Genomic DNA, 14,644 nt, shown 5'->3' on the forward strand with positions numbered 1-14,644 from the left:
GAATAATAGAAAAATGAAAGAGTTGAAATTCTTGAAATATGCTACAATCGTATTTATGCTTTTTATCTTATTTTGGGTAAACTTTGTGGGATATATTTTAGGAACTCAAGGAAGCAAGGAAGAGATTAAAACAGTACAAACAGAAAGCTTAGATCTGCAAGAAAGCAAGTTAAAAGCAAAAGAAGAAGATGCAGAAATTTTAGGCAAGTTTTGGAATGATAAAGGGCATTTTATTGTAGTGTATAACGGACTCACAAAAGTCCCAGAAATCCTTGAGGTTGGTTATTCTGAGTGGCAATATATGAGAATAGGGAAAAGTATTAGAAATAAATTAAATATTACTACTTACATTTCAAAACTAGTAGGTGAATTTTCAAAATATCTTCTCTCCTAACTCACTACTATTGGTTAGAATCATTTCCAGTTGACGCAAGCTTAAAAAAACGTTATAATAAGAAAGTTGAGAATTGATTTTCACTTGTCTTAGTCCAGAGAAGTGGCGGTGCTGCGAGCCATCTAAGCTAGGAAGTCATGCTACTCAATCATACAATTGCATAAGAATAAGAGAATGACAAGTTCATTGAATGAAGGTGGTACCGCGGTTTTTCGCCCTTCGTGATATGGGCTTGTCTTTTGATTTTTTGGAGGTGTTGATGAAAACATTTCTTGTCAAACAAAAGTTTCGTCTTGGAGGCGAACGCTTCGCTATCAAGGATGACAGGGGAGAAATCGCCTATCAGGTGGAGGGATCATTTTTTAAGATTCCTAAAACCTTTACCATCTATGATGCTAATGGTGAACAGGTCAGTCAGATCAGTAAAGAAATCTTGACCTTGCTTCCTCGTTTTGAGATTCAGCTTCGGGATGGCTCGAGTTTTGTCATTCGTAAGAAGTTGACCTTCTGGCGAGATAAGTATGAGTTTGATAATCTAGGTCTTCGTATCGAGGGCAATATCTGGGATTTGAATTTCAAATTGCTGGATGATCGCGATCAGCTGATTGCGGAAATCAAGAAAGAACTCTTCCATTTGACCTCTACCTATACCGTAACGGTTCTGGAGGACGCTTATGCAGACCTAGTCATTTCCCTCTGTGTCGCGATTGACTATGTGGAAATGCTGGAAAGCCAATCACATTAAACAAGTAAATAAGGAGACAATATGAAACAACTATCTAGTGCACAAGTACGCCAAATGTGGCTTGACTTCTGGGCGACCAAAGGTCACTCTGTAGAACCATCAGTGAGCTTGGTTCCTGTAAATGACCCAACTCTTTTGTGGATCAACTCTGGGGTAGCAACCCTTAAGAAATACTTTGACGGGACTATTATCCCTGAAAATCCACGTATTACCAATGCCCAAAAGGCTATTCGTACCAACGATATTGAAAACGTAGGGAAGACTGCACGTCACCATACTATGTTTGAAATGTTGGGGAACTTCTCTATCGGGGATTACTTCCGTGACGAAGCGATCACTTGGGCTTATGAGCTTTTGACAAGCCCTGAATGGTTTGATTTTCCTGCTGAAAAACTATACATGACCTACTATCCAGATGATAAAGATTCTTATAACCGCTGGATTGAGGTAGGAGTGGACCCAAGTCACTTGATTCCAATCGAGGACAACTTCTGGGAAATCGGTGCGGGACCTTCTGGACCAGATACAGAAATTTTCTTTGACCGTGGAGAGGCTTTTGACCCAGAAAATATCGGTCTTCGCCTGCTTGCAGAAGATATTGAAAACGACCGTTATATTGAAATCTGGAACATCGTTTTGTCACAATTTAACGCAGACCCTGCTGTTCCTCGTAGCGAATACAAGGAACTGCCACACAAGAACATTGATACGGGCGCTGGTTTGGAGCGTTTGGTGGCGGTTATCCAAGGGGCTAAGACTAACTTTGAAACAGACCTCTTCATGCCAATCATTCGTGAAGTGGAGAAATTGTCTGGTAAGGTTTATGACCAAGATGGCGACAACATGAGCTTTAAAGTTATCGCAGACCACATCCGTTCTCTTTCATTTGCCATCGGTGATGGTGCCCTTCCAGGAAATGAGGGTCGTGGTTACGTCCTTCGTCGTCTTCTCCGCCGTGCCTCTATGCATGGTCAAAAATTGGGTATCAATGAGCCTTTCCTTTACAAACTTGTTCCAACTGTTGGAAAAATCATGGAAAGCTACTACCCAGAAGTTCTTGAAAAACGTGACTTTATCGAGAAAATCGTTAAGAGCGAAGAAGAGTCATTTGCACGTACCCTTCACTCAGGTCAACACTTTGCCCAAGGTATCGTAGCTGACTTGAAAGAAAAAGGTCAATCTGTCATTGCTGGTTCTGATGTATTCAAACTTTATGATACTTATGGATTCCCAGTTGAATTGACTGAAGAAATCGCTGAAGAAGCTGGGATGACTGTCGACCGTGAAGGTTTTGAAGCAGCCATGAAAGAACAGCAAGAGCGCGCGCGTGCCTCAGCTGTCAAGGGTGGCTCAATGGGTATGCAAAATGAAACCCTCCAAAACATCACAGTGGAAAGTCGCTTTAACTATGAAGCATCACAATTGTCTTCTAAATTGGTAGCTATCGTGGCTGACAATGCAGAAGTAGAAGCTGTATCTGAAGGAACTGCGTCACTTATCTTTGCGGAAACGCCATTCTACGCTGAGATGGGTGGACAGGTGGCTGACCACGGACAAATCTTGGACGAGTCAGGTAATGTTGTGGCTACTGTGACCAATGTTCAAAAAGCACCAAACGGACAAGCTCTTCACACTGTTGAAGTCCTTGCACCGCTTGCCTTGAACCAAGAATATACCTTGGCAATTGATACTAATCGTCGTCACCGTGTCATGAAAAACCACACTGCGACTCACTTGCTTCACGCTGCCCTTCACAATATCCTTGGAAATCATGCGACACAAGCAGGATCTCTGAATGAAGTTGAATTCCTTCGCTTTGACTTTACTCATTTCCAAGCGGTAACTGCTGAAGAATTGCGTGCGATTGAACAGCAAGTCAACGAGAAAATCTGGGAAGCTCTTGAAGTTAAGACAGTTGAAACAGATATTGACACTGCCAAGGAAATGGGAGCGATGGCCCTCTTTGGTGAGAAATACGGCAAGGAAGTCCGTGTTGTTACAATCGGTGACTACTCTATCGAGCTTTGTGGTGGTACCCACGTTGGCAACACTTCTGAAATTGGTCTCTTCAAGATTGTCAAAGAAGAAGGGATTGGATCAGGAACTCGCCGTATCTTGGCAGTGACTGGTAAGGAAGCCTTTGAAGCCTATCGTGAACAAGAAGATGCTCTTAAAGCAGTCGCAGCAACCTTGAAAGCACCTCAAGTTAAGGAAGTACCTCACAAGGTAGAAGGACTTCAAGAACAACTTCGTCAACTTCAAAAAGAAAATGCTGAGTTGAAAGAAAAGGCCGCAGCTGCAGCCGCAGGCGATATCTTCAAGGACGTTAAGGAAGTCAATGGTCACCGTTACATTGCTAGCCAAGTATCTGTATCTGACGCTGGTGCCCTTCGTACTTTTGCGGATAACTGGAAACAAAAAGACTACTCTGATCTTCTTGTCCTAGTTGCTGCTATCGGTGACAAAGTCAATGTTCTTGTAGCAAGCAAGACAAAAGACCTTCATGCAGGAAACCTTGTCAAAGAATTAGCACCAATCGTCGATGGACGTGGTGGTGGTAAACCAGACATGGCCATGGCAGGAGGAAGCAACCAAGCTAAAATCCAAGAATTGTTGGATGCGGTAGCAGATAAATTGTAATCAAGCAATACTCTTCGAAAATCAAATTCAAACCTCGTCAGCTTCACCTTGGATTTTATATGAGACTGACTTCGTCAGTCTTATCTACAACCTCAAAGCAGTGCTTTGAGCAACCTGCGGCTAGCTTCCTAGTTTGCTCTTTGATTTTCATTGAGTATAAAGATCTATCCATTTGGGTAGGTCTTTTTGTAAATGCAAAAAAGCCAAATCCGATTGGACCTGGCTTGAATATTATGAACTATTAAATAGTATTGGCTGCCCAGACACTTACCGAAGCAGCTGAGACTGGAAATTGTCCATAACCTTCCTCATCGATTGTAACTTGACCTTGGTGGTTTTCAAGTAAATCTACAAAGGTTTGGTTAGCCCACTCTTGGCCGATAAACATTGACTTGCTGTTTTCTTGGTCATTTGAAATCAAGACTGCGATTGGGGCTTGATTTTCAGCACCTGAACGTACCCAACCGATACAGTTAGCATGGTCAAAGTAGTCTGTTTGTTCTCCATAGGCCAAATCTTTTCGGATGGCTAGGAGGCGGTCAAGGACTTCTTTGAAATCTTGTTGAGCATACTGCCCTGAAATCCCATAGTAGTCTCCGTAAAAGATACATGGCAGTCCATTTTGGCGTAATAGAATAAGGGCATAGGCTGCTGGTTTGAACCATTCTTTAACAGTCGACTCAAGGGCTTGTCCTCGTTGGGTATCATGGTTGTCGACAAAGGTTACAGCCTTGTCGGGCTTGAGTTCAACCAAGCTATCTGTGAAAATGCCACGAAGGTCGTAGTTGGAACCAGCTCGGCTAGCATCAAAGAGATTCTGGTGGAGACGAACATCGACAAGGTCAAAGCGTTCTTCCGTTTTTTCAAGATAGTCTAGATTGGCTTCCTTATCGGGATTCCAAAATTCACCAAAAACATAGAAATCGTCACCGTATTTTTCCTTCATATCGCGGATAAAATTGCGCATAAAGAAAGAGTCAATGTGTTTGACGGCATCCAAGCGGAAACCAGCAATACCAGTCGTTTCCATGAACCAGTCAGCCCAGTCATAGATGTTTTTGATAACTTCAGGATGCTTAAAGTCTAGGTCGGCATACATGAGGTAGTCGTAGTTACCGTTTTCGTTATCGACCAATTCCTCGTTGGCCCAGCCCTTGTTGTCTCCTTGAATGAGATAAATCCCAGATTTACGGCGTTTGGCATCATAGTCTGTACCGGTGAAGTGGTACCAGTGCCAGTGGAAGTCATTGTAGGTATCTTGGCGACCATCGAAGGTAAAACTAGTCCAACCATTGATGGTGAAGGGTTCTCCAAGTTCCACTGTACGGTCTACAGGATCCACTTCAATAACCTGAAAGGCTTCCATGTGATCAGCAGCAGCTTTGTGATTGAGCACCACATCGGCCATAGGTTGAATTCCTTGTGCTTTTAGGGCTTGAATGGCTTGAAGATAGTCTTCTTTAAAACCATACTTGGTGCGGACAGTTCCTTTTTGGTTAAACTCACCAAGGTCAAATAGGTCATAGACCCCATAGCCTACATCTTTTTCGTTTGTGGCCTTGAAGGCTGGTGGCATCCAGACGTGACTAATTCCCAGATCAGCTAGGTGTTGAGCATCTTCAGCCAGACGCGTCCAATGTTGACCGTCGTGGGGCAGATACCATTCAAAGTATTGCATGAGTGTTTGATTTTGCATGATGTTTCCTCTTACTTGTCAGTCTTGTTCTTTATTCTATCATAAACTATTTCTTGACGCAAACGTTTGCGTAATACTGAATAATAAGTTTTTGACTATTTTATATAAAATGTTGATTTTTAAAATGAAAGCGCTATAATAATAGTGAATTACATAGATAAAGAGAGGAGATTTCTCATGATTGAATTTCAAAATGTTAGTAAGTTGTATGGTGATAAAGAGGCCTTGAGCAATCTCAATTTGCAGATTGAAAATGGGGAGATTATGGGCTTGATTGGCCATAATGGGGCTGGAAAATCGACCACTATAAAATCTTTAGTCAGTATCATTTCTCCCAGCAGTGGTCGTATTTTAGTAGATGGTCAGGATTTATCGGAAAATCGCTTGGCTATTAAACGAAAGATTGGTTATGTAGCAGACTCGCCTGACTTATTTTTACGCTTAACGGCCAATGAATTTTGGGAATTGCTTGCTTCATCCTATGATTTGAGCAGCTCTGACTTGGAAGCTAGTTTAGCTAGGCTATTGAACGTTTTTGATTTTGCTGAAAATCGCTATCAGGTCATTGAAACCCTTTCTCACGGAATGCGTCAGAAAGTCTTTGTCATCGGAGCACTCTTGTCTGATCCTGATATTTGGGTCTTGGACGAACCCTTGACTGGTTTGGATCCCCAGGCTGCTTTTGATTTGAAACAGATGATGAAGGAACATGCACAAAAAGGCAAGACAGTCTTGTTTTCAACCCATGTCTTAGAGGTAGCCGAGCAAGTTTGTGATCGGATTGCTATTTTGAAAAAGGGGCATTTGATTTATTGTGGTAGCGTGGAGGACTTGAGGAAAGACCATCCAGATCAGTCTTTGGAAAGTATCTACCTTAGCCTTGCTGGTAGAAAAGAGGAGGTTTCAGATGCGTCTCAAGGTCATTAAAAAATTAGTTGATATCAATATCCTCTATTCATCTCAAGAAGCTAATCTGGCTAACCTACGAAAGAAGCAAGCTAAAAATCCTGGAAAAAAAGTAAATGTTTCCGCTAGAGTCCTAAGTTCTTACATTTTTTCCAGTCTCTTGATGCTTTTCATGTTTATAAATATAGCCTTTCGTTTTCCTTTTGAGGAAATACCAAGTTTTTTTAGTAGCATGGTTGCTATTTTACTGGTGCTTGCCTTTTCAACTTCTTTCACTGCATTTTACAATGTCTTTTATGAGAGTAAGGACTTGGCATCGTATAGGCCCTATGCCTTTAAAGAATCAGAGATTATAATTGCAAAAGGACTGTCTGTCCTTTTGCCAGCTCTAACTGGAATTGTACCAATCCTAGCTTATTTTCTAGTCCTCTATATTAGGCTAGCTCCTTCTCTGTGGCTGGGCTTGCCTTTGATGCTGCTGTCCTTGGCCCTATTATTTGTCTCTGTTACTTTAGTGATGGTAGTGGCAGTACATTTCTTGGCTCAGACTACGGTCTTCAGAAAGTATCAGTCTATTTTTTCGAATGTGATGATTGGGATAGGAGTTCTCATACCTTTAATATTTGTCCTCTTTCTACAGTCGACTTTTGGAAGTATTGTTGACAAAGTTAGAGACATTCCATTTCTCCTTTATCCTCTTCATCTCTTTTACAAAATAGCAGTGGAGCCTTTTTCAACAGAAGCCATCCTGGGTCTGCTCGCTTGGATAGCTTTAACTGTTTTCTTGCTTTACCTGACCAAAAAGAAGGTTTTTCCTCATTTTTATGACGTGATTCTGCTTAACAGTGAGGAGAAGGTCAAGAAAGAACGTCGCAGTAAGGAGAGGATTTCAACTACTAAAAAGGGCTTTTTCCGTATGGTTTTACGCTACCACCTCACCCTCTTGGGACAGGGAACTGGCGTGATTACAGTGCTTTTTACAAGTGCTTTCCTTCCTTATCTCATGATGATTGGTCTGATTTCCAAAATCCGAGATTCTCAGATAGTTCCAGATATTCATCCTACATACTGGTTACCCTTGTTTTTTATAGCTCTCTTTATAGCAGTTGTCAATAACAATATTACCAGCCTGCCTTCAATTGCCTTTTCCTTGGAGAGGGAAAATGTTGATTTTCTTAAGAGTTTACCCTTTGACTTTGCTCGTTATGTGAAAGTGAAATTTTGGATTATATTTGCTGTCCAGTCCTTTTTACCAGTTCTGACTTTACTTGGCCTTTCTCTATATCTAGGATTGCCCATCCTTTCGATGATTTACCTTCTTGTGGCATGGATCCTTGCTAGTATCATCCTTTCTTGCCACCATTACTTTAAGGACGTAAAAAATCTGTCAACCAATTGGAGTAGCATTACGGACTTGGTGAACCGTTCAAATCGTATAGTAGCAATTGTTTTGATCTTGGTTTATAGTGTTATATTAATGATTTTAGTCATTGGTAGCTTGTTCTTAGTTAAGTCTCTCTTCCCTGTCCTTGCCATCAGCTTGGGAGTAGGAGCTCCTATCCTCTTGCTTGCTCTTGCTATTTTTGGCTATCATTACTACCTGTCACGCATATTGGCAGAAATAGAAAAAAGATGAGATAGTTGGTCGCTTGCTTGATAAATTTTATAAAAAGAAATGAGACTGATCAAAAAATCACTTCTAACTAGCAAAAAAACGAGCATTTCCATAGTTGGATATACTCGTTTTTCTATGCCATTTTTCTTATCATAAGAACAAAACGACTAGAAATTTATAACAATGTATAAATCCTACAGCATCAATTGCTTAAATTGGGGGACTAGATTTTATCTATGATGTTTTGAAGATTAATGGAGCTTGAGATGTTTGCTATTTATGGATAGCATACAAAATCATTGTTACTGGCAAGCTCTCTCATGCTTTTGGGTTTGCCTTTCATCTAGTTATTCTTGTAAAAATCCGTTTTATACTCAATGAAAAACAAAGAGCAAACTAGGAAGCTAGCCTCAGGTTGCTCAAAGCACCGCTTTGAGGTTGCAGATAAAGCTGACGTGGTTTGAAGAGTATTAGACTAATTTCCACTTTGGTGAGTCAAGTGGAAGTTACTGAAATAATTCCTATTTGTAAAACTCTGATAAGTCTTGGCTGATTTGATAGAAATGTGGTATAATTTTTCTTATGGAAAAGATTATCATTACAGCAACTGCTGAAAGTATTGAACAAGTTGAACAACTGCTCGAAGCTGGCGTAGATCGTATCTATGTCGGTGAGAAAGATTTTGGCCTTCGTCTGCCAACAACCTTTAGTTATGACCAATTGCGTGAAATCGCTAAGTTGGTCCATGATGCTGGTAAGGAATTGATCGTTGCAGTCAATGCCCTCATGCACCAAGATATGATGGACCGTATCAAGCCTTTCCTAGACTTCTTGGAAGAAATCAAGACAGATTACATTACAATTGGGGATGCAGGTGTCTTTTATGTGGTCAATCGCGATGGTTATTCCTTTAAGACCATCTACGATGCTTCGACTATGGTAACTAGCAGTCGTCAGATTAACTTCTGGGGACAAAAGGCTGGCGCATCTGAGGCTGTTTTGGCGCGTGAAATTCCATCTGCTGAACTCTTCAAAATGCCAGAGATTTTGGAAATTCCTGCTGAAGTTTTGGTGTATGGTGCTAGTGTTATTCACCATTCCAAACGTCCGCTCTTGCAAAACTACTATAACTTTACGCATATCGATGATGAAAAGACCCGTAAGCGTGACCTTTTCTTGGCTGAGCCAAGTGATCCTGAGAGCCATTACTCTATCTTTGAAGACAATCATGGGACCCACATCTTTGCCAACAATGACCTTGATTTGATGACCAAATTGACAGAATTGGTGGAGCATGGTTTTACCCATTGGAAATTAGAAGGACTTTATACTCCAGGTCAAAACTTTGTTGAGATTGCAAAACTCTTTATCCAAGCCCGTAGCTTGATCCAAGAGGGCAACTTTAGCCATGACCAAGCCTTCTTGCTGGATGAGGAAGTACGCAAGTTACACCCTAAAAACCGTTTCCTTGATACAGGATTTTATGATTACGATCCTGATATGGTTAAATAAAGTAAATGTATAGTTGAGAGAAGGAAGATACAAACATTTCTTCTCTCAATTTTTCTTATTGTCCAATATTTTCAAAAAATCAGTAGGCTAGGATGCTCTGTTTACTGGGAATTTTAAGACAAGTAGTGTTCTTGAGTTTGAAAATTATCCTATGTTTGCAGGTGCCAAATGGCCCTTTTTTTGGTATAATTTTTTATAATGAAAACGATTGGTAATCGCTATGTTGTGGTTGATTTAGAGGCAACTAGCACAGGTAGTAAGGCTAAAATTATCCAAGTGGGAATTGTCGTGATTGAGGACGGAAAAATCGTCGATCACTATACGACGGATGTCAATCCACATGAACCCTTGGATGCTCATATCAAAGAACTGACAGGATTGACAGATCAACGTCTGGCGCAAGCACCTGATTTTTCGCAAGTTGCTAGAAAAATCTTTGACTTGGTGGAGGATGGGATTTTTGTAGCCCATAATGTTCAGTTTGATGCCAATCTCTTGGCGGAAAATTTATTTTTTGAAGGCTATGAACTAAGAAATCCTCGTGTTGACACGGTCGAATTGTCCCAGGTCTTTTTCCCTGAACTGGAAAAATATAGTTTGCCGATATTGTGCCGAGAATTAGGAATTCCTCTTAAGCACGCTCACACAGCCCTTTCCGATGCCCAAGCTACTGCGGAATTACTCTTATTTCTACGGGAAAAGATGGCTCAGCTTCCTAAAGGTCTCTTGGAACACTTGCTGGAAATGGCTGACGCCCTCCTATATGAGTCCTACCTAGTTATTGAAGAAATTTATCGCAGCCAATCTATCCTGAGCTCTTCTGACTTGGTCCAAGTTCAAGGACTGTATTTCAAGAAACTTGCAGTTCCCAATGAGCCACGAAAATTATCTCAGGATTTTTCTAAAAATATTTCTCTGTTGAACCTTGAAGTAAGGGAAGAGCAAGAAAGTTTTGCTAAAGAGGTTAGCTTGCTATTGAAAGATGAGACTGTCTCTCTGATTCAAGCACCGACAGGGATTGGGAAAACCTATGGCTATCTCTTACCCGCTTTATCTCAAATGAAAGAGCGTCAAATTGTCCTTAGTGTTCCGACAAAGATTCTTCAAAATCAAATCATGGAAGAAGAGGGTAAACGTCTTAAGGAAGTGTTCCATATAGATATTCATAGTTTAAAGGGGCCTCAAAATTATCTGAAGCTGGATGCCTTTTATCGTTCCTTGCAGGAAAATGATGAAAATCGCTTATTTAGACGCTTTAAAATGCAAGTCTTGGTCTGGCTGACAGAGACTGAGACAGGAGATTTGGATGAGATTGGTCAACTCTACCGTTACCAACATTTTCTAACAGACCTTCGTCATGATGGGAATTTATCGTCCAAGAGCTTATTTGTGACGGAAGATTTTTGGAAACGTAGTCAAGAAAGGGCACAAACCTGCAAGCTTTTAGTGACTAATCATGCCTATCTTGTAACCAGACTTGAAGATAATCCTGAATTTGTCAGTGACCGTTTATTGATTATTGATGAAGTCCAAAAAGGTTTGTTGGCTCTAGAAAATCTGCTTCAAGAGACCTACGATATCCAGTCTATTATCGATTTGCTTGATAAGGCTTTACTGGAGGAGCAAAATAAGGTCCAGCAACGAATATTAGAAAGTATTCGCTTTGAGTGCCTCTACTTGATAGAACAATTTCAGTCTGGCAAATCTAGAAAAAATATCTTAGATTCTCTGGCCAATCTCCACCAGTATTTTTCAGAATTAGAAGTAGAAGGTTTTGAGGAACTGGTTCGCTATTTTACAGCTGAAGGTGATTACTGGCTTGAAGCAACTGAAACGAGTCAGAAGAAAATTCAGATTTCTTCTACAAAATCAGGCCGTATTCTTCTATCTTCCTTAGTGCCTGATTCATGTCAAGTCTTGGGAGTGTCGGCCACTCTTGAAATTAGTCAGAGGGTTTCTTTGGCAGCCCTTTTAGGTTATCCTGAAGCCAAATTTATCAAGATTGAGGCTCGGGGAAAACAGAATCAAGAAGTGGTCTTGGTCAAAGATTTCCCTCTGGTGACAGAAACTTCCTTAGAAGTTTACGCCAAAGAGGTAGCTGATTTACTAGTGGAAATTCAAGCTTTCCAGCAACCGATTTTGGCTCTCTTTACTGCCAAAGACATGCTTCTAGCAGTATCAAATTTACTCCCTGTAAGTCATTTAGCCCAGTATAAAAATGGGGATGTTCATCAGCTTAAGAAGCGCTTTGAAAAAGGTGAACAACAAATCCTGCTTGGTGCCGCAAGTTTCTGGGAGGGAGTTGACTTTTCAAGTCATCCTTTTGTGATTCAAGTTGTACCAAGACTTCCTTTCCAAAATCCCCAAGAGCCCTTGACGAAAAAAATCAATCAGGAATTGATTCAAGAAGGAAAAAATGCCTTTTATGATTATCAGTTGCCAATGGCTATTATTCGTTTAAAACAGGCTTTGGGAAGAAGTATGAGACGCGAACACCAACGTTCCTTAACTCTTATTTTGGATAGGAGAATTGTCGGAAAGCGATATGGCAAACAAATTGTGACTTCTCTAGCAAAAGAAGCGACCGTTAAAACCGTCTCTCGATCCGAAGTTGATGAGGCTATTGATAAATTTTTAAATGAACTTTGATAAATAATATTGTATGAAAGTATAAGGTTAGTATATATGAAACGTTCTCTCGACTCTAGAGTCGATTATAGTTTGCTCTTGCCAGTATTTTTTCTACTGGTTATTGGCGTGGTGGCTATTTATATAGCTGTTAGTCATGATTATCCAAACAATATTTTGCCCATTTTAGGGCAGCAGGTCGCCTGGATCGCCATGGGACTTGTGATTGGTTTTATCGTCATGCTCTTTAATACTGAATTTCTTTGGAAGGTGACACCCTTTCTATATATTTTAGGCTTGGGACTTATGGTTTTACCGATTGTCTTTTATAATCCAAGCTTAGTTGCATCAACGGGTGCCAAAAACTGGGTATCGGTAAATGGTGTTACCTTGTTCCAACCGTCAGAATTTATGAAGATATCCTATATCCTCATGTTGGCTCGTGTGATTGTCCAGTTTACCAAAAAACATAAGGAATGGAGACGCACAGTTCCGCTGGACTTCTTGTTGATTTTCTGGATGATTCTCTTTACCATTCCAGTCCTAGTTCTTTTGGCACTTCAAAGTGACTTGGGGACGGCCTTAGTTTTTGTGGCTATTTTCTCAGGAATCGTTTTATTATCGGGCGTTTCTTGGAAAATTATTATCCCAGTATTTGTGACTGCTGTAACAGGAATTGCTGGTTTTCTAGCCATCTTTATCAGCAAGGACGGTCGGGCTTTTCTCCATCAACTGGGCATGCCGACCTACCAAATCAATCGTATCTTGGCTTGGCTTAATCCATTTGACTTTGCCCAAACAACTACTTACCAACAGGCTCAAGGACAGATTGCCATTGGAAGCGGTGGCTTATTTGGTCAAGGATTTAATGCTTCGAATCTGCTTATTCCAGTTAGAGAGTCGGATATGATTTTCACGGTCATTGCAGAAGATTTTGGCTTTATTGGCTCTGTCCTTGTTATCGCCCTTTATCTCATGCTGATTTACCGTATGTTGAAGATTACTCTTAGATCAAATAACCAGTTCTACACCTATATTTCCACAGGTTTGATTATGATGTTGCTCTTCCATATCTTTGAGAATATCGGTGCCGTGACAGGTTTGCTTCCTTTGACGGGTATTCCCTTGCCTTTTATTTCTCAAGGGGGATCGGCTATTATCAGTAATCTGATTGGTGTGGGCTTACTTTTATCTATGAGTTACCAGACCAATCTAGCTGAAGAAAAGAGCGGAAAAGTCCCATTCAAGCGGAAAAAGGTTGTATTAAAACAAATCAAATAAGGAGAAAATCATGGTAAAAGTAGCAGTTATGTTGGCTCAGGGCTTTGAAGAAATTGAAGCTTTGACAGTTGTGGATGTTTTGCGTCGGGCAAATATCACTTGTGATATGGTTGGGTTTGAAGAGCAAGTGACTGGTTCGCATGCAATCCAAGTCAGAGCAGATCGTGTCTTTGATGGTGATTTATCAGACTATGATATGGTTGTTCTTCCTGGCGGCATGCCTGGTTCTGCACATTTGCGCGATAATCAGGCCTTGATGCAAGAATTGCAAAGCTTCGAGCAAGAAGGAAAAAAACTAGCAGCCATTTGTGCTGCGCCAATTGCCCTCAATCAAGCAGGGCTATTGAAAAACAAGCAGTACACTTGTTATGATGGTGTTCAAGAGCAAATTTTTGATGGTCACTACGTCAAGGAAACAGTAGTGGTGGATGGTCATTTGACAACCAGTCGAGGTCCCTCGACAGCCCTTGCCTTTGCCTACGAGCTGGTAGAGCAATTAGGAGGAGATGCAGAGACTTTACGAACAGGAATGCTCTATCGAGATGTCTTTGGTAAAAATCAGTAAAACGGGAGTCAAACTCTCGTTTTTTACTTGGAAAAATCTAGGAAATCATCGCTTTTTTCATAAAAAAATGCTATAATGAAGGGTATGAAATATCACGATTACATCTGGGATTTAGGTGGAACTTTACTGGATAATTATGAAACTTCAACAGCTGCATTTGTTGAAACTTTAGCGCTGTATGGTATCACACAGGACCATGACAGCGTCTATCAGGCTTTAAAGGTTTCTACTGATTTTGCGATTGAGACATTCGCTCCCAATTTAGAGCATTTTTTAGAAAAGTACAAGGAAAATGAAGCCAGAGAGCTAGAACATCCGATTTTGTTTGATGGAGTTGCTGATTTATTGAAAGATATCTCAAATCAAGGTGGCCGTCATTTTTTGGTCTCTCATCGAAATGATCAGGTCTTAGAAATTTTAGAAAAAACCTCTATAGCAGCTTATTTTACAGAAGTGGTGACTTCTAACTCAGGCTTTAAGAGAAAACCAAATCCTGAGTCCATGATTTATTTAAGAGAAAAGTATCAGATTAGCTCTGGCCTTGTCATTGGTGATCGACCGATTGATATTGAAGCAGGGCAATCTGCAGGACTAGCTACCCACTTGTTTACTAGTATCGTGAATTTAAGACAAGTATTAGACATGTAAGAAAAAGGGAAAAG

General features: G+C 40.6%; 11 protein-coding genes. 10 read left to right on the forward strand and 1 reads right to left on the reverse strand.

Features of this window, described 5'->3' with window-relative positions; genetic code table 11:
- Positions 1-13 precede the first annotated feature (13 nt).
- From K4Z77_RS06795 to alaS, 3 genes are all read left to right on the forward strand, one after another.
- Positions 14-394, forward strand: a complete 381-nt coding sequence (locus K4Z77_RS06795; protein WP_000661257.1) for a hypothetical protein — start codon at positions 14-16, stop codon at positions 392-394.
- A 259-nt stretch (positions 395-653) separates the two neighbouring features.
- Positions 654-1,139 carry an LURP-one-related/scramblase family protein gene (locus K4Z77_RS06800; protein ID WP_049522288.1) on the forward strand — a complete coding sequence of 162 codons (486 nt, stop codon included), beginning with the start codon at positions 654-656 and terminating at the stop codon, positions 1,137-1,139.
- A 21-nt stretch (positions 1,140-1,160) separates the two neighbouring features.
- Entirely contained in the window at positions 1,161-3,779 is a 2,619-nt protein-coding gene (alaS, locus tag K4Z77_RS06805; RefSeq protein WP_224218857.1) for an alanine--tRNA ligase, read from the forward strand.
- Positions 3,780-4,020: 241 nt separating this feature from the next.
- On the opposite strand, the gene K4Z77_RS06810 is transcribed toward alaS, so the two are convergent.
- Entirely contained in the window at positions 4,021-5,475 is a 1,455-nt protein-coding gene (locus K4Z77_RS06810; protein ID WP_224218858.1) for an alpha-amylase, read from the reverse strand.
- Positions 5,476-5,652: 177 nt separating this feature from the next.
- Here K4Z77_RS06810 and K4Z77_RS06815 point away from each other — a divergent pair, with 177 nt between their 5' ends.
- The 7 genes from K4Z77_RS06815 to K4Z77_RS06845 all read left to right on the forward strand — a co-directional run bounded on the left by K4Z77_RS06815 (position 5,653) and on the right by K4Z77_RS06845 (position 14,630).
- Positions 5,653-6,402: an ABC transporter ATP-binding protein gene (locus tag K4Z77_RS06815; RefSeq protein ID WP_049539254.1), complete on the forward strand. Its 750-nt coding sequence runs from the start codon at positions 5,653-5,655 to the stop codon at positions 6,400-6,402.
- The gene (locus K4Z77_RS06820; protein WP_224218859.1) at positions 6,383-8,017 is read left to right on the forward strand and encodes a hypothetical protein; all 1,635 of its coding nucleotides are present in this window, start codon (positions 6,383-6,385) and stop codon (positions 8,015-8,017) included. The genes K4Z77_RS06815 and K4Z77_RS06820 overlap by 20 nt, the downstream gene beginning before the upstream one ends.
- Positions 8,018-8,578: 561 nt before the next feature.
- Positions 8,579-9,508 (forward strand): peptidase U32 family protein, encoded by a 930-nt coding sequence (locus tag K4Z77_RS06825; RefSeq protein ID WP_064275869.1) that lies wholly within the window; start codon positions 8,579-8,581, stop codon positions 9,506-9,508.
- A 198-nt stretch (positions 9,509-9,706) separates the two neighbouring features.
- Positions 9,707-12,157 (forward strand): bifunctional DnaQ family exonuclease/ATP-dependent helicase, encoded by a 2,451-nt coding sequence (locus K4Z77_RS06830; RefSeq protein ID WP_224218860.1) that lies wholly within the window; start codon positions 9,707-9,709, stop codon positions 12,155-12,157.
- Positions 12,158-12,193: 36 nt separating this feature from the next.
- The gene (locus tag K4Z77_RS06835; protein WP_049499608.1) at positions 12,194-13,417 is read left to right on the forward strand and encodes an FtsW/RodA/SpoVE family cell cycle protein; all 1,224 of its coding nucleotides are present in this window, start codon (positions 12,194-12,196) and stop codon (positions 13,415-13,417) included.
- A 10-nt stretch (positions 13,418-13,427) separates the two neighbouring features.
- Complete coding sequence (locus K4Z77_RS06840; RefSeq protein ID WP_224218861.1) at positions 13,428-13,982, forward strand: DJ-1 family glyoxalase III; 555 nt, start codon at positions 13,428-13,430, stop codon at positions 13,980-13,982.
- A gap of 84 nt (positions 13,983-14,066) precedes the next feature.
- Positions 14,067-14,630, forward strand: coding sequence for an HAD family hydrolase (locus tag K4Z77_RS06845; protein ID WP_192852006.1), 564 nt, complete (start codon positions 14,067-14,069; stop codon positions 14,628-14,630).
- The last annotated feature ends 14 nt before the right edge of the window (positions 14,631-14,644 follow it).

This window comes from Streptococcus mitis subsp. hohhotensis, from assembly GCF_020089495.2.
Classification (GTDB): Bacteria; Bacillota; Bacilli; order Lactobacillales; family Streptococcaceae; genus Streptococcus; species Streptococcus hohhotensis.